General features: G+C 50.4%; 22 protein-coding genes. 18 read left to right on the top strand and 4 right to left on the bottom strand.

Annotated elements, in window-relative coordinates:
• The first annotated feature begins 3 nt into the window (after positions 1-3).
• On the top strand, positions 4-687 hold the full coding sequence (locus RJD28_09170; GenBank protein WNV56540.1) for a UDP-N-acetylglucosamine pyrophosphorylase: 684 nt from the start codon (positions 4-6) through the stop codon (positions 685-687).
• Here RJD28_09170 and RJD28_09175 read toward each other — a convergent pair.
• Entirely contained in the window at positions 674-1,981 is a 1,308-nt protein-coding gene (locus tag RJD28_09175) for a CapA family protein (protein WNV56541.1), read from the bottom strand. The genes RJD28_09170 and RJD28_09175 overlap by 14 nt on opposite strands.
• 162 nt (positions 1,982-2,143) lie before the next feature.
• On the opposite strand from RJD28_09175, the gene RJD28_09180 reads away from it, so the two are divergent.
• The 12 genes from RJD28_09180 (at position 2,144) to RJD28_09235 (ending at position 13,305) form a co-directional block, all read left to right on the top strand.
• The gene (locus tag RJD28_09180; protein WNV56542.1) at positions 2,144-2,422 is read left to right on the top strand and encodes a GNAT family acetyltransferase; all 279 of its coding nucleotides are present in this window, start codon (positions 2,144-2,146) and stop codon (positions 2,420-2,422) included.
• Positions 2,423-2,530: 108 nt separating this feature from the next.
• Complete coding sequence (locus tag RJD28_09185; GenBank protein WNV56543.1) at positions 2,531-3,481, top strand: M15 family metallopeptidase; 951 nt, start codon at positions 2,531-2,533, stop codon at positions 3,479-3,481.
• Positions 3,482-4,081 carry a bacteriocin transport accessory protein gene (locus tag RJD28_09190; protein ID WNV56544.1) on the top strand — a complete coding sequence of 200 codons (600 nt, stop codon included), beginning with the start codon at positions 3,482-3,484 and terminating at the stop codon, positions 4,079-4,081.
• Positions 4,082-4,096: 15 nt separating this feature from the next.
• Positions 4,097-5,548 (top strand): MBOAT family O-acyltransferase, encoded by a 1,452-nt coding sequence (locus tag RJD28_09195; GenBank protein ID WNV56545.1) that lies wholly within the window; start codon positions 4,097-4,099, stop codon positions 5,546-5,548.
• A 112-nt stretch (positions 5,549-5,660) separates the two neighbouring features.
• Complete coding sequence (locus RJD28_09200) at positions 5,661-6,851, top strand: hypothetical protein (GenBank protein ID WNV56546.1); 1,191 nt, start codon at positions 5,661-5,663, stop codon at positions 6,849-6,851.
• A gap of 102 nt (positions 6,852-6,953) precedes the next feature.
• Positions 6,954-8,294, top strand: coding sequence for an MATE family efflux transporter (locus RJD28_09205; protein ID WNV56547.1), 1,341 nt, complete (start codon positions 6,954-6,956; stop codon positions 8,292-8,294).
• 190 nt (positions 8,295-8,484) lie between these two features.
• The gene (locus RJD28_09210; GenBank protein ID WNV56548.1) at positions 8,485-9,345 is read left to right on the top strand and encodes an Rpn family recombination-promoting nuclease/putative transposase; all 861 of its coding nucleotides are present in this window, start codon (positions 8,485-8,487) and stop codon (positions 9,343-9,345) included.
• A gap of 160 nt (positions 9,346-9,505) precedes the next feature.
• Positions 9,506-9,880, top strand: coding sequence for a GntR family transcriptional regulator (locus tag RJD28_09215; GenBank protein WNV56549.1), 375 nt, complete (start codon positions 9,506-9,508; stop codon positions 9,878-9,880).
• A 2-nt stretch (positions 9,881-9,882) separates the two neighbouring features.
• Positions 9,883-10,821, top strand: a complete 939-nt coding sequence (locus RJD28_09220; protein ID WNV56550.1) for an ABC transporter ATP-binding protein — start codon at positions 9,883-9,885, stop codon at positions 10,819-10,821.
• Positions 10,818-11,456 carry an ABC-2 transporter permease gene (locus tag RJD28_09225; GenBank protein ID WNV56551.1) on the top strand — a complete coding sequence of 213 codons (639 nt, stop codon included), beginning with the start codon at positions 10,818-10,820 and terminating at the stop codon, positions 11,454-11,456. The genes RJD28_09220 and RJD28_09225 overlap by 4 nt, the downstream gene beginning before the upstream one ends.
• A gap of 127 nt (positions 11,457-11,583) precedes the next feature.
• On the top strand, positions 11,584-12,276 hold the full coding sequence (locus tag RJD28_09230) for a hypothetical protein (protein ID WNV56552.1): 693 nt from the start codon (positions 11,584-11,586) through the stop codon (positions 12,274-12,276).
• A gap of 18 nt (positions 12,277-12,294) precedes the next feature.
• Positions 12,295-13,305, top strand: coding sequence for a GGGtGRT protein (locus RJD28_09235; protein WNV56553.1), 1,011 nt, complete (start codon positions 12,295-12,297; stop codon positions 13,303-13,305).
• A gap of 146 nt (positions 13,306-13,451) precedes the next feature.
• Here the strand turns inward: RJD28_09235 and RJD28_09240 are convergent, their stop codons facing one another.
• From RJD28_09240 to RJD28_09250, 3 genes are read right to left on the bottom strand one after another with little or no spacing between them, the layout of a single operon-like run.
• Entirely contained in the window at positions 13,452-14,327 is an 876-nt protein-coding gene (locus tag RJD28_09240) for a TlpA disulfide reductase family protein (GenBank protein WNV56554.1), read from the bottom strand.
• Between the two features lie 37 nt (positions 14,328-14,364).
• Positions 14,365-15,228, bottom strand: coding sequence for a 4Fe-4S binding protein (locus tag RJD28_09245; GenBank protein ID WNV56555.1), 864 nt, complete (start codon positions 15,226-15,228; stop codon positions 14,365-14,367).
• A complete protein-coding gene (locus RJD28_09250; GenBank protein WNV56556.1) occupies positions 15,221-15,364 on the bottom strand; it encodes a CD1871A family CXXC motif-containing protein in 144 nt (47 codons plus the stop codon). Before RJD28_09250 ends, RJD28_09245 begins: the two co-directional genes overlap by 8 nt.
• Before the next feature lie 117 nt (positions 15,365-15,481).
• On the opposite strand from RJD28_09250, the gene RJD28_09255 reads away from it, so the two are divergent.
• From RJD28_09255 to RJD28_09275, 5 genes are all read left to right on the top strand, one after another.
• On the top strand, positions 15,482-16,162 hold the full coding sequence (locus tag RJD28_09255; GenBank protein WNV56557.1) for a response regulator transcription factor: 681 nt from the start codon (positions 15,482-15,484) through the stop codon (positions 16,160-16,162).
• Positions 16,159-17,304, top strand: a complete 1,146-nt coding sequence (locus RJD28_09260; protein WNV56558.1) for a HAMP domain-containing sensor histidine kinase — start codon at positions 16,159-16,161, stop codon at positions 17,302-17,304. The genes RJD28_09255 and RJD28_09260 overlap by 4 nt, the downstream gene beginning before the upstream one ends.
• Before the next feature lie 128 nt (positions 17,305-17,432).
• Positions 17,433-17,990, top strand: a complete 558-nt coding sequence (locus RJD28_09265; protein WNV56559.1) for a MarR family transcriptional regulator — start codon at positions 17,433-17,435, stop codon at positions 17,988-17,990.
• Positions 17,987-19,741, top strand: a complete 1,755-nt coding sequence (locus RJD28_09270; GenBank protein WNV56560.1) for an ABC transporter ATP-binding protein — start codon at positions 17,987-17,989, stop codon at positions 19,739-19,741. The genes RJD28_09265 and RJD28_09270 overlap by 4 nt, the downstream gene beginning before the upstream one ends.
• A complete protein-coding gene (locus RJD28_09275) occupies positions 19,741-21,669 on the top strand; it encodes an ABC transporter ATP-binding protein (GenBank protein ID WNV56561.1) in 1,929 nt (642 codons plus the stop codon). The genes RJD28_09270 and RJD28_09275 overlap by 1 nt, the downstream gene beginning before the upstream one ends.
• Positions 21,670-21,787: the final 118 nt, after the last annotated feature.

The following is a 21,787-nucleotide window of genomic DNA, read 5'->3' on the forward strand; positions in this document are numbered from 1 at the left end:
AGAATGGAGGAAAAGAAAGTGAGTAAGGAAATGACGATACAGGAAAATTACAGCTTACAGGAAACTATCGCGGCGGAACTGTTCGAGGGCTTGACTTATCCCTGGGAGGCGCTGCCCAATATCGGTGCGTTTATCAAAAAACTGGGCCCCACCCTTCCGGCAGAAGACTATGAGCAGGTGGGCGAGGACGTGTGGATCGCCCGTTCTGCCACCGTGGCGCCCACGGCTTATATCCACGGCCCGGCCATCATCGGCAAAGAGGCGGAGATCCGCCACTGCGCCTTCATCCGCGGCAACGCCATTGTGGGAGAGAACGCCGTGGTGGGCAACTCCACAGAGCTGAAAAATGTGGTGCTATTCAATCGGGTGCAGGTGCCCCATTACAATTATGTGGGCGATTCCATTCTGGGCTACCGGGCACATATGGGCGCCGGTTCCATCACCTCCAATGTAAAATCCGACAAGACACTGGTGGTGGTAAAGAATGGAGAAGAACAGATCCCTACCGGCTTTAAGAAATTCGGTGCCATGCTGGGGGACTGTGTGGAAGTGGGATGCAACAGCGTCCTCAATCCGGGCACGGTCATCGGCCATCACACCAACGTGTATCCGTTGTCTGCGGTACGGGGCTTCATTCCGGCGGAGAGCATCTTCAAAAAGCAGGATGATATTGTCAAAAAGCAGTGATCTGTCCGTTCCCATCACTATCAGCGGTAACCTGCACGCCATAAGACAATTCGGTCAGATGGGAGAAAAGTGCCGCAGGCGCAGTGTTTTTCTGTATCTGTCCATTGACCCTTGTGCAGGGAATGAGAGAGGCGGCCAGTGTGCCGTCTTCTTTTATGTGCACCTGCAGAAGTACGGTGGGATTGGTGCTGTTGCTGAACAGAAAGTTGCCCAGGCTGTAGGCGATGAGCTTTCCTTTGTAGGTTTCAAAGCCCTGCAGCACATGGGGATGACTGCCAACCACCAGATCGGCCCCGGCGTCGATGCAGGCGTAAGCCAGTTTGCGCTGGTATTCCTGGGGATATTCGTCCTTTTCGATGCCCCAGTGCAGATAGACGACAGTGTAATCACACTGGGAGGATAAATCCGAGATTTCGTTTAACAGAGGCGCCTGGTCATAGGCAGTGAACATGCCTGGCCGGGCGCTTCCTGCTGTCCAGGAAGACACGGGAATCACCCGGCTGGCCCCCAGAATGCCCACCGTGCTGTCACCGACGGTGCGGATCACCGGTGCTTTGGCTTCGCTTAATGTGCGGCCGCCGCCCACCCGGGCGATCCCGGCCTGATCCAGCGTATCCAGACTGTCTGTGAAAGCATCTACACCGAAATCCAGCGCATGGTTGTTGGCAACGGTGGCCACATCCACACCGATTTCCTGAAAAATGCGGACGTAGGAGGGATCCACCCGGAAGGTGAACTGCTTGTCCTCGGCTGCCTCCCCGCGGGTGCTGAACGGGAATTCCTCATTGACCATGAAAAGATCAGCGTCGGTCATGGCAGACAGCAGCTCCTCACTGAACATGGAGGAAATGCCCTGCTGATGGTAGTGGGACAGGGTGTTTTCCGTAAAAAGCATATCTCCGGCGAAAGAGAGAACCGGCTCCGGAGTGGTGTCGTCGGAATTGCGTATGTTATCAGATTTGGAACGATCGTTTGAAATAGCCGTGTTACCAGAGTCAATAGAAATGGTCGTATCATCCGAACGGAAGGCGTTCTGTGAAGTTCCTCCATGAGAGATCCTGCTGCCGCCGGCACTGATATCAGAAGGCGAAGGAGCAGTGTCTTCGCTGGAGCGTTTGTCAGAAACTGTCTGTTCTGCGGAGACAGAATCCACATCAGAACCAGCATTGCGGGAGGATACGGATGTCCTGTCAGTCAGCATCAGCCTCTGTCCGGCGAAAAGCACGCAGACGATGAGACAGATGGGGATAACGGCCAGCAGCCCCCGGGTAAGTCCTTTGAAAAAACTGTTCATGCGAAATCCTCCTTCTGTTTTTCTCCATTATACATGAAGCGGAAGCTTTCGCCTATAAGATCGACAGCAGAAGTTTGAAAAAGTGCTGAAAAAGTAAGATTTTGTATATTTTCATAACCGGGAAAATCTGCTATAATAACCCCGCAAAGGAGGCGAAGGCCGATGCTGACAGAAAAAGAGTTATCACCGCTGAATTCCATCAAGAAAGAGGCGGGCACCGGCAGCTACCAGGGTATGCGCTGGCGGATCGAAAAAGACGGGGACGACCAGATGAAGGTGACGATCTACCCGGAACCGAAGTCGTTTGCCTGCACGCCGGAGGAGCAGAAGACGTCCGTACAGTTTCCGCTGACGAAGGAAGGGCGGACACAGGCGGCGGCCTGGCTGTGGGAGCAGTATGAAGCCCAGGAGGAACGGTGGAAGAGCGCACCGCGCATTTAAAAGCCTGGGAGCAGATGGCAGAAAACGGACAGACGATGATGGCAGAAAAGCTGCGGAAAATGCTGCCAGAACATACAAAACGGATAAAAACAGGGAAATTGGACATAGATGAGTATGAAGGATCATAACAGAAGAAAAATACGGGTGGGACAGATTGCTGTGGTCTGCATCGGCGCAGCACTGCTGGCTGTGGGAGGTGTACTGGCGGCGGGAACGCCGGGAGCGGAAGCCCTGCCCCATCTGCACGCGGAGGCAGTGGAGACAATACAGGGGAATGATGTAAAAGAAGCTTCGCTACAGCGTGGAGAGACGGATACAGCAGAAGATACGCAGGCAGCAACCGGCAGCGGAGAAGCAACCGGAGATGCAGAAAAAGGGATGACATACCACGATTTCCAGTATCTGACAGAGCAGATCGTGGAAAATCAGATGGAGCTGCATCGGGAGGCATCAAAGGAGCTGCACAGACAGCAGGATGCCTGGAGGCTTATTCTGGTGAACAGTACCCATCTGCTGGACGAGGATTATGCGGTGGAGCGGACGAAGGTGGGCAACGGCCAGTATGTGGATAGCCGGATCGCCCCGGAGCTGGAGGCCATGCTGGCGGCGGCGAAGGAGGACGGGGTGGAGATCTCCATCATTTCTGCCTATCGTTCCTATGACCGGCAGGTAAACCTTTACAAAAACAAGATCAAACGGCTGGAGCGGCATGGGTATTCGAAGGCGGAAGCCACCGAGGAGGCCGGAACGGTCGTGGCGATACCGGGCATGAGTGAGCATGCCACCGGACTGGCGCTGGATCTGGCCAGCAAATCTTATCCGGTGCTGGAGGAAGAACAGGAGAATACGGATGCGTACCAGTGGCTGATGCAGCACTGCATGGAATATGGATTTATCCTGCGCTATCCCAAGGATAAGGAAGAGATCACAGGCATCATTTATGAGCCCTGGCATTTCCGGTATGTGGGCGAGGAGCATGCCCGGATCATCATGGAACAAGGGCTTTGTCTGGAGGAATATCTGGAGCAATACATAACGGAAGAGGAAAAGGAGAAATAGATGAAAAAAATCATAGCAGTATTACTGACGGCGATCCTGGCGGTTTCCCTGGCAGCCTGCGGCAGCAGCAGCGGACAGTCGGGCAGCAATACAGAGGATAACAAAGAAAACGAAGCAGCAGTGGACATCCCGGATGCGGTGACGCTCCTGACGACCGTCTGGGACAGTTACACGGGCGACGAGAAATTCCCTGCGATAGGCGGAGATTTTTCAGAAGCGAATAACAAGGAAAATGCACCTGGCGTATATGATCTGTCGGATGCAGATGCGGTGGAGGTGAACCTTGGCTTTCCGGCAGTCCAGCTGGATGCGGTGGACGGTGCAGCTTCCCTCATTCACATGATGAACGGCAATACGTTTACCTGCGGGGCCTTCCATGTAAAGGACGCCTCCCAGATGGACAACGTGGCAGCGGCTGTGAAGGCGTCGATCATGAACAAGCAGTGGATGTGCGGTTTCCCGGACAAGCTGGTGATCCTGACGGTGGGCGATTATCTGGTGAGCGTTTACGGCGCAGAGGATCTGGTGGACAATTTCCAGAATCACCTGACGGCAGCTTATGCATCTGCGGTCGTTGTGTGTGACGCACCCATCGAATAAACGGAGAATTTATTTATGGTATTTTCAAGTGTTCCGTTCCTGTACTATTTTTTACCGGTGGCGATGGCCCTGTATTTCCTCGTCCCGGCAAAGGGCAGGAACGGTGTTCTTTTTCTGGAAAGTCTGGTGTTCTATGCCTGGGGCGATGCCCGCTATGTGCCCATGCTGCTTTTTGATGTGGCCCAGGGGTATGCCTGCGCCCGTCTGATATGCTGGCACCGGACGTCCTCCTGGCCGGAGAAAAACAGGATGCGCTGGAAAAAATGCTGGCTGGCGGTCAGTGTGCTCTGTGCGCTGGGAATGCTTGGCTATTATAAATATGCAGATTTCTTTCTGGAAAACTGGAACCGGATGACGGGAGGAAACGTAAGACTTTTGCAGCTGGTACTGCCCGCGGGCATCAGCTTTTATACGTTTCAGATCATCAGCTATACGGTGGATGTTTACCGGGGAACAACGGCGGTACAGCGTAGGCTTGTGGATCTGGCAGCCTATATCTGTATGTTTCCTCAGCTCATTGCCGGTCCTATCGTCCGGTATGAGACCATTGCGGCGCAGCTTGCCGGTCGCACCTGCAGCGTGGATCAGGCGGCAGCCGGTGTCCGGCGGTTGATTCTTGGTCTGTCCAAAAAGGTGCTGCTGGCAGATTCCCTGGGGCTGTTGGTGACAACCTTTCGACAGAGTGAAAAGACGGTGCTGTTTTACTGGATCTATGCCATTGCTTTTACCCTGCAGATTTATTTTGATTTTTCCGGATACAGTGATATGGCGGTGGGCATGGGACAGATGCTGGGCTTTTCCTTTCCGGATAACTTCCGGTATCCGTACATTTCAAAAAGCATCACGGAATTCTGGCGGCGGTGGCATATTTCCCTGGGCCAGTGGTTCCGGGATTATGTGTATATTCCCCTGGGCGGCAATCGAAAGGGCCGGGGGCGGCAGCTGCTGGCCATTGCCGTTGTGTGGCTGGCCACCGGCCTGTGGCACGGGGCGGCCTGGAATTTTGTGCTGTGGGGCGCTTTGTATGCCCTGCTGTTGCTGACGGAAAAATGGTTCACCGGGCGGCTGCTTGCAAAGAGCCGTCTGCTTTGTCATGTCTATGTACTGTTTTTCGTGGTGGTGGGCTTTGTGCTTTTTGACGCCGGAAGCCTTGCAGAGGCGGGAGAGAGCCTTCGGGCCATGGCCGGGCTGTCAGGATTGCCCTTGTGCAGCAGCGTGACTCTTTATTATGGAAAAAGCTACGCTGTCCTTCTGCTGGCGGCCGCCGTGCTGGCGACTCCTTATCCCATGCGGCTGCTGCGGAAGATAAGGGCGTTACCGCTGCCGGAAAAATGGGGCGGCAGAAAAATGGGAGACGATCTGCCAGTACAACTGCTGGAAATCGGCGGCCTTTTGCTGTTGCTGCTGGTGTGCACTGCATTTCTGGTGGCAGGATCCTTCCATCCATTTCTCTATTTTCGGTTTTAAACGCATGACCTACAGGAGATAAAAGGAAAACAAGCTGGTTGATTCCCATAGCATTACATACGAAGAAAGCTATCGATGATGGGTATGAAAGAGAGGAAAAGGAGGTGTCCGTATGTCAGAAAAACGAAAAAACTGCCTTCTGCTGGCGGCGGTCATCCTGCTGGTGGCGGGGCTTGCGGTGACAGGCATCCTGCTGCCGGATCAGCAGATATCTCTGACGGAGCGGCGTAGCCTGGCACAGCTTCCGACAGTAAGCGTTTCCTTGGTGCTGGACAAAAGCTTTTCAGAAGCCTTTGACAGCTACAGCCAGGATCAGTTCCCCTTCCGGGAATGGTTCCGCCGGGTGCGGGCCTGGACGAACCGGTTGGTGTTCCGCCTGCGGGATGACAACGGTATTTATATAGAAGATGGTTATGCGGCCAAAATCGAATATCCGCTGGATGAGGCATCGGTGTTCCACGCGGCGGCCCGTTTTTCCTATGTGTATGACCGGTATCTGGCGGATATGGGAAGTGCGGTTTATGTGTCGGTGGTGCCGGACAAGGGATATTTCCTGGCCGGGAAGCACGGGGCACCGGCCATGGATGAGGAAAAGCTGACCGATCTTCTTACCGGACAGATGCTCTATGCGTCGTATATCGATCTGTTCCCGGCGCTATCCATGGAGGATTACTATGCCACGGACATTCACTGGCGGCAGGAGAAAATCGTGCCTGTAGCAAGGTTGTTGTTACAGAAGATGAAAGAAGATTCCGGAAATCCGACAGATCCTGTGATTTCTGCGGCAATGGATGGCGGGGATACAAAAGACACAGCGCTTCAGGAAGCAGATGTGCCAGCGGAGGATGGTGGTTATACGACAGAAAAAGCTTCCGATGCCTTCTATGGTGTTTATTGTGGTCAGACTGCATTGTCGCTGGCGCCGGATCTCCTGTATTATCTGGACAGCGAATGGCTTTCCGGCTGTACTGTGTGGGATTATGAGGCGCAGAAGGAGATCCCGGTCTATGATCTTTCCCAGGCGGCAGGGCGGGATCCCTACGCCCTGTTTCTGGGCGGTTCCAGGGCACTGCTGACGATAACGAATCCGGCGGCTTCCTCTGACCGGGAGCTATTGCTGTTTCGGGATTCCTTTGGCAGCAGCATCGCGCCGCTGCTGGCCGAGGGGTATGCGAAGATTACGCTCATCGACATTCGTTATATTTCCCCGGAGCTTTTGGATCGGTTTGTCACTTTTGACGGGCAGGACGTGCTGTTTCTGTACAGTGTGTCGGTGCTGAACCACAGCGAAACCATTCGTTAATGAACAATGCGGAGCAAAACGGTTCATTGCCGGGGCAGGGCATTGGTGGTAAAATAAACGGTAGCCGTAAAAACCGGCAATGAAATGATATGAGGTGAAAACATGTCTACATCCATGACAAAGGGCAGTCCGCTGAAGCTGATGCTTTCGTTTGCACTGCCGCTGCTGGCGGGAAACCTGCTGCAGCAGACGTATAATATTATCGATGCGTCCATTGTGGGGCAGGTGCTGGGCAGTGATGCCCTGGCCAGTGTGGGAGCCAGCAGCAGCGTGCAGTTTCTCGTGCTGGGCTTCTGCATGGGAAGCTGCGTGGGCTTCGGGGTTCCCATTGCCAAATATTTTGGCGCCGAAGATCTGGAAAAAATGCGCACCTACGTGTTTCATGGGGCGCTGTTGACAGCGGGCATTGCGGTGGGCATCACCACAGCCTGTACGACGCTTTGTCCGTGGATTTTACATATTCTTTCTGTACAGGCAGACATTTATGACAACGCCTATGCGTATCTCATTGTGATTTTTGCAGGTCTGCCTTTTACACTGATGTATAATTATCTCTCCAGTGTGCTGCGTTCCCTGGGAGACAGTCGGACGCCGTTTCTGTTCCTGGCGTTTTCCGCAGTATCCAATATTTTCCTGGATCTGTTCTGCATTGTGGTGCTGCACTGGGGCTGCGCCGGAGCAGCCATTGCCACCATCACCGCCCAGGCGGCCAGCGGCATTCTCTGTCTGATTTTTATCGTCCGAAAAATGAAGCTGCTGCGGTTCCATAAGGAAAACCGGCAGCTCCAGGGAAGCGTGGCCGGAGAACTGCTGAAAATGGGCATCCCCACCGGACTGCAGTTTTCCATCACCGCCGTTGGCAGTATGGTCATGCAGTCTGCCAACAACGGCCTGGGCGGCGCTTATGTGCCGGGCTTTACCGCCGGCATGCGCATCAAACAGTTTGCCATGTGTCCCTTTGACGCCATCGGTACGGCGGCTTCCGTATTTTGCAGCCAGAATCTGGGCGCAGGAAAGCTTGACCGGATCCGTCAGGGCGCAAGGGAGAGCGTGGTGGCGGCTGTGGGCTACGGTGTGGTGGCCGGTCTGGTGATGATCTTCGCCGGAAGGACCCTTTCCATGATCTTTGTCAGCGCGGATGCAGCAGAAGTGCTGGATGCATCGGCCAAATACCTGCGCTGCCTGGGCTATTTCCTCTGGGCCGTGGGCCTGCTCATCGTTGTGCGGATGATTGTCCAGGGGCTTGGCTATTCCGGTCGGGCCGTGTTTGCCGGTGCCACGGAGATGGTGGGCAGAACCGTGGTCAGCCTGGGCTTTGTCGGCACCTTCGGCTATACTGCCATCTGCTTTGCGGATCAGACGGCATGGCTGGCAGCCTGCGTCTACATCGTGCCTACCTGTCTCTGGTGTATGAAAAAAATCAAACAATCATTGCATGGATAATCATTGACAGAAACATCGGTATTTGCTACACTACAATTACATATCTGGGAAAGTTCTTGGCCGTTCGGTCACTCAATCCCCATATGCGAAAACAAAAAATATGGCGGAGAGAGTGAAAGCGGGCATGCATGCAGCGGCTTTGAGTGCACGTATTCCATTTTTCTCTGCCATCAGTAGGAGAAAACTGTGAATGCAAAGAAGAAAGCTGGAAGAATTGAACCTGTTGGATGATTTCCTTTTTAACGCCATGCTGGCGTATCCGGATACGGGGGAAGCTTTTATCCGCAAACTGTTGGAAACATTGTTTGATCGGAAATTTCCGCATCTGAAAATCCGTGCACAGGAATCGTTTGCGGGTTCGAATACCGATCTTCGCGGTGCCAGACTGGATGTCTATATCGAGGAAGACGGAAGCGTGCAGATCAATGGGGACGAAATTCCAACCATCTATGACGTGGAGCCGGATCACAACCATAAAACTGCGGAGATCAAAGCATTTCCAAAGCGGGCCAGGTTTTATCATGCCATGATCGACAGAAGAAGCCTGAAAGCCGGAGAGCATTTTGGCAAGATGAAAAAGGTGTATGTGATCTTTATCTGTGATTATGATCCTTTCGGCTATGATCGGGCATTATATACGATAAAGAACAGATGTCTGGAAGAGCCGGAGCTGCCGTATGAGGATGATGCGGAAACCTGGGTGCTGTATACCCGGGGCAAAAAAGGAAATATCTCGGAAAGTTTACGTCAGCTGCTCAGCTATATGGAGAACACGAACCAGAACAATGCGATCAATGAAGACCTGAGAGACATCCAGCAGATGGTGGATCAGGTCAAGCGGGACGGGGAGGTTTCATTACGATATATGAAATGGTTTGAACATGATCAGATGATGTATGAGCAGGGGCGTCAGGATGAGCAGGAAAATACGGAACGAGAGAAAGAATTAACAAGACATCTTCTGAAAGATCAGCGTGTTGCAGATGCGCAGCGTGCTTTGGATGATCCGGCATTCCGGGATCAGTTGCTGAAGGAATACGGCATTCACTAATGGCTGGACAGATTGATGATAGGAAGATACCACCCCCGGAGATTTTTCTCCGGGGTATTTTTTTGCCCTTTTCACATAAAAGAATTGACATATCGTATATAAATATATATAATACATATATACAATATAAAGCAAATGATCAACAGATCGAGGTGAGGCTATGGATATCATTATCAGCAATTCTTCGGGAAAACCGATTTATGAACAGATCACGTCCCAGATCAAGCAGAAGATCATGCAGGGAGAGCTAAAGGAGGGCGACGCGCTGCCGTCCATGCGTCTGCTGGCGAAGGATCTGCACATCAGCGTGATCACCACCAAGCGGGCGTATGAGGATCTGGAGCGGGACGGCTTCATCACCACGGTGGTGGGCAAGGGAAGCTTTGTGGCGAGCACGGACAGTGAATTTTTGCGGGAAGAACAGCTTCGGACGGCGGAAGCGCATCTGACCCAGGCGGTACGGGCGGCAAGGCTTGGCGGAATTGACATAGAAGAGCTTGTGGAGGTGCTCCGCATGCTGTATGAGGAGGAGTAGAGATGAATGTGGCAATGGATATGGGAACAGCTGCTTCGCGTTCTGGAAATGAGACTGTGGTGGGAGATGGCGATATGGATATGGATGCTATGCTGGAAATGCGGCAGGTAACGAAACGGTATGAGAATTTCACGCTGGATCATGTGGATTTTGTGGTGCCCAAGGGATATGTCACCGGTCTCATCGGGGAGAACGGCGCCGGAAAAACAACGCTCATGAAGGCAGCGCTGGGGCTCATCCGGACGGAGGAAGGAGAGATCCTGCTGGATGGAAAGCCGCTGGCGGCGAACGACCGGGCGGTGAAAGAGCGGTTTGGCGTGGTGTTTGACAGCAGCAGTTTTCCGGAAGAGCTGTCGGCAAAACAGATCGGCAGGATTTTGCAGGATATTTACAGCCGCTGGGAGCCGGATACCTTTGCGCAGCTGCTGCACCGGTTTTCCATTCCCACGGACAAAAAGGTGAAGGAATACTCCCGGGGCATGAAGATGAAGCTTTCGATCGCGGCGTCGCTGTCCCATCATGCTGATTTCCTACTTCTGGATGAAGCCACCGGCGGCCTGGATCCGGTGGTGCGGGAGGAGATCCTGGAGCTGTTTCAGGAATTTATGGAGGAGGAAGGGCACACGATCCTCATGTCCAGCCATATCACCAGCGATCTGGAGAAGATCGCGGACTATGTGGCGTTTATGAAAGACGGCAGAATGGTTTTTCAGGAGGAAAAGGATGTGCTGCTTTCCGGCTGCGGCATATTAAAATGCGGCCGGGACGATTTCCGGGATATGGACTGCCCGGCCTTTCTGGCCAGCCGGGAGCATGTCTTTGGCCGGGAAATTCTGCTGAGAGACCGGCATTCCTTTGAAGCACAGTATCCGGAGGCGGTGGTGGATCCGGTGAAGCTGGAGGATATCATGTTGTTTTTGGTGAAGGGGGAACAGTTATGATCGGACTGATGAGAAAAGATTTTTACAGTATGCTGTTATATCTGCGGCAGGTGGTAATCGTGGTGCTGTTTATCGGCGTATTCAGCGCTATGACAAAATCCACTTCCATGGTAGGTTTTATGTTGATTTTTCTGAGCCTGAACATGGTGCAGAGCTGCCTGTTTGTGGACGAGAAAAATCACTGGGATCAGTACGCCCTGACCATGCCGCTGCTTCGAAAAGATGTGGTGAAGGCCCGGTACGTGATCCTGGTGCTCATCGGCCTTGCGTCCTTCGCCCTTGGCATCGCATCCAATGTGGTGCTGTGCCTGGTTTTCCGGGAAAATTCCCTGGCAGATTCAGTGCTCACCACGGTAACGGTGTTCCTTTTCTATATGCTGTCCTATACCATCAGCATTCCGTTCGCCTATCGTCTGAGCGCGGATAAAGCCCGATATGTGATGATGGGTGTGATGGTAGGCGGCGCAGCGGTGATCGGTTCGGTTCTGCATCTTTTCCCTGAGCTGAAAACGCTGGCGGCACCGGCACTGCAGATGCTGCCTGCCATTGGCGCGGCTGCACTGGTATTTCTGGCGGCTGCCTTCGTGATTTCCTACAAAATTTCGGTGGCCATCTATGAGAAAAAGGAATTTTGACAGAAAAATGTCAAAAGGACTGGACGAACTCCTCCGTTTGTGAGAAAATACAAGGTGGTTAGAGCAGATGCTCCCGGGGAAGGGCACCCCGGTATTTATTAAACTTACATATGGAAGGAGTTTTAACATGATTTATTCACAGGAAGTAGAGAACATGTGTACAGTAGCACAGGGCGTTGCGCATGGTGCTGCTCCGATCCCGGAAGAAGCCAAATGGGTAAAGGCAAAAGATGTCGCTGATATCTCCGGTCTGACACACGGAATCGGCTGGTGTGCACCGCAGCAGGGATGCTGTAAGCTGACACTGAACGTGAAGGAGGGCATCATCCAGGAAGCACTCGTTGAGACCATCGGATGTTCCGGTATGACCCATTCCGCAGCTATGGCAGCAGAGATACTGCCGGGAAGAACCATCCTGGAGGCGCTGAACACAGACCTTGTTTGTGACGCAATTAACACCGCTATGAGAGAGCTGTTCCTGCAGATCGTATATGGCCGTACCCAGAGTGCATTTTCTGAGGAAGGACTTCCGATCGGCGCAGGCCTTGAGGACCTTGGTAAGGGACTTCGTTCCCAGGTTGGAACCATGTACGGTACCCTTAAGAAAGGCCCCCGTTACCTCGAGATGACTGAGGGTTATGTAACCGGTATTGCACTGGATGCAGACGATCAGATCATCGGCTATCAGTTTGTTTCTCTTGGAAAGATGACAGACTTCATCAAGAAGGGCGACGACCCGAACACCGCATGGGAGAAGGCAAAAGGCCAGTATGGCCGTGTGGCTGATGCAGTGAAGATCATTGACCCGAGAGAAGAATAATTGAGGAGGTAAGGAAGAATGGCTTTATTTGAATCCTATGAAAGAAGAATAGATAAAATCAACGGCGTGCTGAACAGCTACGGCATCGCTTCCATCGAAGAGGCAGAGAAGATCACCAAAGATGCCGGCCTGGACGTATATGCACAGGTAAAGGCAATCCAGCCGATCTGCTTCGAGAACGCATGCTGGGCTTACACCGTAGGCGCTGCCATCGCAATCAAGAAGAACTGCCGCAAGGCTTCCGAGGCTGCTGCAGCCATCGGCGAGGGCCTGCAGGCTTTCTGTATCCCGGGCTCCGTTGCTGACCAGAGAAAGGTTGGCCTTGGTCATGGTAACCTGGGCAAGATGCTGCTGGAGGAGACCACAGACTGCTTCTGTTTCCTGGCAGGTCATGAGTCCTTTGCAGCTGCAGAGGGTGCCATCGGTATCGCTGAGAAGGCAAACAAGGTTCGTAAGAAACCCCTTCGTGTCATCCTGAACGGTCTTGGAAAAGACGCTGCACAGATCATTTCCCGTATCAACGGCTTTACCTATGTTGAGACAGAGATGAACTACTATACAGGAGAGGTAAAGGAAGTATTCCGCAAATCCTACTCCGACGGCCTTCGTGCAAAGGTAAACTGCTACGGTGCCAACGATGTTACCGAGGGCGTTGCCATCATGCACAAGGAGGGTGTTGACGTTTCCATCACCGGTAACTCCACCAACCCGACCCGTTTCCAGCATCCGGTAGCAGGTACCTACAAGAAGGAGTGCATCGAGCAGGGCAAGAAGTACTTCTCTGTTGCATCCGGCGGCGGCACAGGCCGTACCCTTCATCCGGACAACATGGCAGCAGGACCGGCTTCCTACGGTATGACAGATACCATGGGACGTATGCATTCTGATGCACAGTTCGCAGGATCCTCTTCCGTACCGGCTCACGTAGAGATGATGGGCCTGATCGGCATGGGAAATAACCCGATGGTTGGTGCTACGGTAGCTGTTGCGGTTGCTGTAGAGGAAGCGGCAAACGCCGGTAAGTTCTAAGAGAAACCTTGATTTATAGAGAATAGAGAGCTTTTAGATAAAACGAAAAGCTCTCTATTCTTTTTGCTTATATCGAGTCTACGTACCGATACCAGGCGAAAGTCTACGAGAAGTCTACGGAATTTTTCTACCTGACGGAGAACAGTTTATTGCCCGGAATTGTCAGCTGCGATTACCGATTCAATCTGCTTCATGAGAGCATCGTAATTATCCTGCTGATCAATGCCGCCGAGCAGGGGATCTCCGATAATATTTCCATTCCGGTCTACCAGGATCGTAGTGGGAAATGCCATGATATTTGCGGCATACTGGCCGACATCTGAATCCGAGTCAAGGGAAAGATTACAGTATTTTGCGCCCTGGCTTTCCAGTATTTCTTTTGCCTCTTCAATGGCATCCTTGTTATTATCGAAGGTCTCCGTGTTGATACCGATCACTTCCCCACCCATTGTTTTGATGGCATTGTTCAGTTCGTCAAGTTTGAATAACTCGGCAACACAGGGTTTGCAGCCGGTGAACCAGAAATTCATAACTGTTACGGCATTTTTGGAGAAAAGACTGTTGTCAATATCATTACCGTCAAAATCCTTTCCGGAGAGATTTTTGAAAGTGGCCGTATTGTCTGAAACGCTGTCGGTATCTGCAGCTTCTGATGATGACTTCTCTATTTTGGCGATCTGTTCCTCAATTTCCCGAAGGGTCTCAATGTCTTTGGTAAGCGTTGAAAGTTCGTCATCCGTAAAATTCTCTTTATTGGATGCAACTGTATTTGCAAGATAATCCGCATAGTTTTCGTCTGAATCCGTATCTCCTTTGGTCATCATGCCAAAAACCTTGTCCCATACCTCTTTGTGATCTGCAAAAAGCTGGTTCTCCTGCTGATATAAATCATCCAGAGTTGAATCTGCTTCGCCTGTATTTTGTACAGGTTCCTTCGCTGTGGGAGCTGTTCCGTTGCATGCGGTAAGAGATAATGCTGCGCAGAGTGTGAGCATTGTGATGAGGTATTTCTTTGTTTTCATGTTAAAATTCTTCCTTTCTGTTCAGTAATATAAATGGTTATTTTCCCATAAACTGATAATGGATGGCATCTTTGGGGCATGCTTTCATACAGACACCGCAGCGGATACATTCCGGATGATTTGGTGCCTTCAGGACATTGACATCCATCTGGCATACTTTTATACACTGCTGACATCCGATACACTTGTCTTTTTCTACCTGAATGCTGAGAAGAGATACCTTATTAAACAGGGAGTAGATTGCGCCAAGCGGACAGATCCATTTACAGAAAGGTCTGTAAAAAAGAATGCTCAGAACAATCACGGTGATCAGTATCATGCATTTGAAAGAAAACAGTCTGCCGAGTGCTGTACGAATGGCAGAATTACCAAGTGCCAGAGGAATGGCACCTTCCAGAACACCCTGTGGACAAATATATTTGCAGAAGAACGGATCTCCCATTCCGATGGAATTTGTCACAAGCACCGGAAGCAGAATAACGAAAATAATCAGGATCATATATTTGAGATATCTTAAGGGCTTAAGCTTTGCTGTGGAAAATTTTTTCCCCGGAATCTTATGGAGTATATCCTGAAACCAGCCAAAAGGACAGAGGAAACCACATATAAACCGTCCCAGTGTGACACCGAGTAAAATAAAAAATCCTGTGATATAATAAGCGAACTGAAACCGTGATGAGCCGACGACAGCCTGAAAAGCACCGATCGGACAGGAACCGGCAGCTGCAGGACACGAATAGCAGTTTAATCCGGGTACACATATGGTTTTGGTGTTGCCCTGATATATTTTCCCTTTCCAGAAATTGGGAATATGAATATTGGTAAGCAGTGTGGCAACCGCCTGTATCCATCCGCGCAGCCGGGCTGTTTTTTTAGAAAGTATATTTGTTTTTTTATCCAATTCCCACACACTCCAGACATAATTTGATCGCTTTGCCAAGTACAATTGCAGTTTCTCCTCTGACTGCACCGTATGCTATCATAATTACACCGGCAGCGAGTAAAACAAACTGTGATAATTTCCGGTAACGCAACATACCTGTCCCTCCTTTCGTTTGCCTTCCTTCAGCAATCGTTGTCTTTGTTGACCTGTTGACTCTTGTATTATACAATAGACGATGTGAAATCTTTGTTAAGGAAACGGAGAAGATATTTTGAGACTGTTAATTGTTGAAGATGAGAAAGAACTATGTGATGCGGTGGCCCAAAGTCTGTTTGAGGCAGGCTATGAGGTGGATACCTGCTATGATGGAGATGAAGCGCTGGATTATATTCTGTCAGAGGATTATGATTTGATTGTGCTTGATCTGAATCTGCCTGGAACCGACGGGATGGATATTTTAAGGGAACTGAGGCAGACAGACGAAGAGACAAAGGTTCTTATTCTGTCTGCCAGAAGCCAGATTGCGGATAAAGTGGAAGGGTTAGATGCAGGAGCAAATGATTATATGGAAAAGCCCTTCCATCTGCAGGAGCTGGAGGCACGTATCAGAAGTCTGACACGACGTAAATTTGTACAGAATGACATTTGTCTGAACTGTGGGGAGATCAGATTTGACACCAGAAAGCGTGAAGCATATGCAAAGGGAGAACCGGTGTCTCTGACCAGAAAAGAAAACGGGATTTTGGAATACCTGCTTCTGAATCAGGGAAGACCTGTCAGCCAGGAAGAACTGATGGAGCATGTATGGGATGCATCGGCGGACAGCTTCAGCGGAGCTATCAGGGTACACATGTCCTCGCTCAGAAGAAAACTGAAGGCAGTGCTTGGATATGATCCGATTCTGAACAGGGTCGGTGAAGGTTATAAGATACGGGAGGTGGCTGAAGGGTGAGAAAAATGTCGCTGCAGTGGAGACTGACGATAATCACGACATTATTTATTGCGATCATATGCGGATGTCTCACATTGTTTCTTTACAAGAATGGTGTTTATTACATCGATTCCCTGCAGGATGCGGTGGAAGCGCAAGGCGGAGAGGACAATGGAAGAGGCGCCGATGAATTATATATCCGTATCCCGGACGATACATGGAATGATTTTGCAAATGATTTTTCAATTCAGGTATACAATAATAAGGAAGATTACAGAAAAAGAAGTCTTGTATTCTCGGGACTTCTGGCGATTCTCGGAGGTGTTGTTACTTATTTTATCAGCGGGCGTGCACTCCGGCCGCTCAGGGAATTTTCAGATAAAATTGAAGAGGTGCAGGCACAGAATCTGGCAGATTCAAGGATAGAAGAGCATGCAGTGAGGGAATTGAACCAGCTCAGTGTTTCCTATAACAAGATGCTGGAACGTCTGTCAGAAGCATTTGCAGTGCAGAGACAATTTACCGCAAATGCGGCGCATGAGCTTCGCACACCGCTGTCGGTAGTGCAGGTCCAGCTTGATTTGTATCATTCCATGGAACATCCGGACAATGATGCATGTACGGAAAAGACGATAGAAATGGTTACGGAACAGAATGAAAGACTTGCCAGAATGGTAAAGACACTTCTTGATATGAGTGAGCTTCAGACTGTTGAAAGAAATGATACGATTGCGCTGGATGCACTTGTTGAGGAAGTGCTTGCAGACCTTTCTCCTCTGGCACAGAGTAAACAGATAGAACTTATCGGAAAATGCGGGGATGTAACCATGCAGGGAAGTGATATCCTGATTTACAGACTGGTATATAATCTGGTGGAAAATGCCATAAAATATAACCATATGGGCGGACGGGTCACAGTGACTGCGCAACAGGATAACCGGCACCTTACACTTACGGTTCAGGATACGGGAAACGGCATTCCCGAAGAACTGAAACCGAGAGTATTTGATCCTTTTTTTCGCGTGGATAAATCCAGAAGCAGAGCGCTTGGAGGGGTAGGACTCGGACTGGCACTTGTCCGTGAAATCGTAAGTGTGCATGAAGGAAATATCACGGTGAAGGACAATCCTGCCGGCGGTACGATTTTTGAAGTGATATTTTGAAAAAAGCATTGACATTTAAAAAAAAAGAAGTAGGATTAACAGCATATCTATAAAGTTCGCTATAAAACAATTCGCTATGTAACAAAAAAACGGCGATAGATGAAAGAAGAGAACAGGAGGTGCTGTGTTTGATTGGTTCGGATACGATTGGCTACGAAGTCAGGACATTGGATAATTTGCTGTTCCGTATGCTGCTGGCCTATTCTGCCAAAGCAGGAATGGATGAGCTGACGATGATGCATGGCTGGATTATCGGTTATCTGTATGACAACCGGGAGAAGGAAATCTATCAGAAGGATCTGGAGAAGAAGTTTTCCATCTCCCGGTCTACCGTGACGAATATACTGAAGCGTATGGAGAGTAAAGGGTATATCCGCCGGGAGAGTGTGCCGGAGGATGCCAGACTGAAGAAGCTGGTTCTGACGGAGGAAGGGCTGCGGCTTCACTGGGAAAAGGAAGCCCTCATCTGTCAGATGAATGAGGAACTAAAAGGAACGCTGGATCCGGAAGAGACAGAACAGTTTCTTCGGACAGCAAGGAAAATGAAGGGAAATATCCGCCAGATCCTGTGTCGGATGGGTGTTTTGTTTGATGCAGAAGGCGCGCCTTCCGGCTGTGAAATTTCATCCTGTTCCCGGGAAACTGACATACAAAGAAGTGACAGAAAGGAGTGTGACCGCCAATGATCAAAACACTGGCAGCACAGATCAAAGAATTTAAGAAGGATTCCATCCTGACACCGTGCTTCATGATTCTGGAAGTGATCATGGAGATGGTGATCCCTCTGATGATGGCATCTATTATTGATGACGGCGTGGAGGCCGGAGATATCCATCATATTTATATGGTAGGAATCGCGATGGTGATCGCAGCATGTATCGGCCTTTTTGCAGGCGTTATGGGAGGAAAATACGGTGCCCGGGCATCTGCGGGTTTCGCAAGGAATTTACGCCAGGCCATGTATGACAATATTCAGACCTTTTCTTTTTCCAATCTGGATAAGTTCAGTACCGCCGGACTGGTAACCCGTCTGACGACAGATGTGACGAACCTGCAGAATGCATATCAGATGCTGCTCCGGATGTGCATGCGTGCACCGGCGAGTCTGATTATCGCTATGATCATGGCATTTTCCATCAATGCCCGTCTGGCAAGTATTTATCTGGTGGCCGTGGTGGTGCTGGGCTTCTGCCTGTTCCTGATCATGTCTCATGCGACGAAATATTTCCGACAGGTCTTTCGTAAATATGATGATTTGAATGCCAGTGTACAGGAGAATGTTTCTGCCATCCGCGTGGTAAAAGCGTATGTGCGGGAGGATTATGAGAAGGAACGCTTCACAAAAGCCACTGCAAACCTTTACAAAATGTTTGTGGGCGCAGAAAAGGTGCTGACTCTGAATGCACCGTTGATGCAGTTTACGGTATACAGCTGTATCCTGGGGATCAGCTGGCTGGGAGCAAAGATGATCGTCGGAAGCACGCTGACGACCGGAGATCTGATGAGCCTTCTGGCATATTGTATGAATATCCTGATGAGCCTGATGATGCTTTCCATGGTATTCGTTATGCTGACGATGAGTTCTGCCAGTGCAGAACGTATCTGTGAGGTGCTCAACGAGAGATCGGGTCTGACCAATCCGGAAGCGCCGGTGGAAGAAGTCAGGGATGGAAGCATCGAGTTTCGCCATGTGGATTTTGCCTATCAGGCAGAAGAGGGCGGGGAACCTGTCCTGAAGGATATCAGTCTGCAGATTGCAGCAGGAGAGACTGTTGGCATCATTGGCGGCACCGGAAGTGCCAAGACCAGTCTGGTAAATCTGATCAGCCGACTGTACGATGTGACTGCAGGTGAAGTACTGGTAGGGGGACGCAATGTCAGGGAGTACGACATGGAGGCACTGCGAAATCAGGTATCTGTTGTATTGCAGAAGAACGTGCTGTTCTCCGGTACGATTCTGGACAACCTTCGCTGGGGTGATGAGCATGCCACGGAGGAGGAATGCAGGAATGCATGCCGACTGGCCTGTGCGGATGAATTTATTGAGAAGATGCCGGAAAAATATAATACCTATATTGAACAGGGCGGTTCTAACGTATCCGGCGGACAGAAGCAGCGGCTGTGTATTGCCCGGGCACTGCTGAAGAAACCGAAGGTGCTGATCCTGGATGACAGTACCAGCGCGGTAGACACGGCAACAGACAGTAAGATCAGAAAAGCCCTGCGGGAGGATATCCCTCATACGACCAAACTGATCATTGCCCAGCGGATCTCCAGTGTACAGGATGCGGACCATATTCTTGTGCTGAATGAAGGCCAGGTGGATGGTTACGGCACCCATGAGGAGCTGCTGGCAACCAATGCCATTTACCGGGATGTGTATGAATCCCAGACCGGCGGTAACGGTGATTTTGATGAGAATGGAGGCGAGGCATAATGGCAGAAGAAAACGCAAAGGTATTTAAGGGCGGCCCCGGAAGAAGACCAATGGGGAAACGGCCGAAGGTAGATCATCCCGGGAAGCTGCTGAGACGTCTGCTGGCCTATATTCTGAAAAACTATGCACCGCACTGCGTTCTGGTACTGATTGGCATTTTTATCAGTGTACTGGCCAATGTACAGGGAACCATGTTTATGCAGACGCTGATCGATGACTATATTTTGCCGCTGTTGGGTTCCGACAATCCGGATTTCTCCGGACTGCTGCATGCGATCATCCGGGTAGGAGGCTTTTATGCGGTCGGTATTGTATCTACATTTGTTTATAACCGGATACTGGTCAATGTGAGCCAGGGAACGTTGAAAAGGCTGCGTGATGATCTGTTTACGCATATGGAAAGTCTGCCCATCCGATATTTTGATACGCATTCCCATGGTAATATTATGTCTATTTATACGAATGATATTGATACCCTGCGGCAGATGATCAGCCAGAGTATCCCGCAGCTGTTTTCCAGTGCCATTATGATCGTCAGTGTATTTGTCAGCATGATCATGCTGAATATTCCGCTGACGGTACTGACGGTATTGATGATTTTCCTGATGCTGCAGGTGACAAAACGGATTTCTGCAAAGAGTTCCAAATACTTTATAGCCCAGCAGAAGAACATTGGTTCCCTGAATGGTTATATTGAAGAAATGATGGAAGGGCAGAAGGTGGTCAAGGTATTTTGCCATGAGGAAAAGAGCCGGGAAGAATTCAGAAAAAGAAACGATCAGCTGTTTGAGAGTGCGGACAATGCGAATAAGTTTGCCAATATCCTGATGCCGGTAAATGGACAGATCGGCAATATCAGCTATGTACTCTGTGCTATCGTGGGAGGAATTCTGGCACTGAGAGGGGTCGGCGGGTTCACGCTGGGAAGGCTGGCCAGTTTTCTGACTTTTAATAAAAGCATCAATATGCCGATCAACCAGGTAAGTATGCAGCTGAACAGTGCGATCATGGCACTGGCCGGTGCAGATCGCGTATTCCGTCTGCTGGATGAACAGCCGGAGACAGATGAAGGGTATGTGACACTGGTTAATGCAAAAGAAGAAAACGGTGTACTGAAGGAAACAAAAGAACGTACCGGTGTCTGGGCATGGAAGCATTACCATAAAGATACAGATACCACAGATTATAAGAAGCTGGCGGGAGATGTGGTTTTTGATGATGTGGATTTTGGCTATACAGAGGATAAGATTGTGCTGCACAACATTGATATGTATGCCCAGCCCGGACAGAAGATCGCATTTGTCGGTTCTACCGGTGCCGGTAAGACAACAATCACCAATCTGATCAACCGCTTCTATGATATTCAGGACGGAAAGATCCGGTATGACGGGATTAATATTAATAAGATTAAGAAAGCTGATCTTCGCCGTTCTCTGGGGATTGTCCTTCAGGATACCCATCTGTTTACCGGAACGGTGATGGAAAATATCCGTTACGGTAAGCTGGATGCCACCGATGAGGAGGTATACGCAGCGGCCCGTCTGGCCAATGCAGATGGATTTATCAAACGTCTGCCGGAGGGATACCATACGCTGCTGACCGGAGACGGCGCCAATTTAAGCCAGGGGCAGCGGCAGCTTCTTGCCATCGCCCGGGCAGCGATTGCCGATCCGCCGGTGCTGATCCTGGATGAAGCAACCAGCTCTATTGATACCAGAACGGAGAAGATTGTCCAGGAGGGTATGGATCGGCTCATGCACGGCCGGACGACCTTCGTTATTGCCCATCGCCTTTCCACAGTGCGTAACAGTGACTGCATTATGGTACTGGAGCAGGGGCGTATTATTGAACGGGGTACTCATGATCAGCTGCTGGAGCAGAAGGGGCGGTATTATCAGTTATATACAGGGAAAAAAGCACTTGCCTGAAAGCATGTGCATATTCCTGTTTTAAACACAATATGGAAATCGCGGGTAAATCGTCAAAAAAATACTTTCCGTTTTCATAGAGCAGTGCTATAATACCCATAAAAACATAAGACATAAG

This window comes from Oscillospiraceae bacterium NTUH-002-81, assembly GCA_032620915.1.
GTDB lineage: Bacteria > Bacillota > Clostridia > Lachnospirales > Lachnospiraceae > JAGTTR01.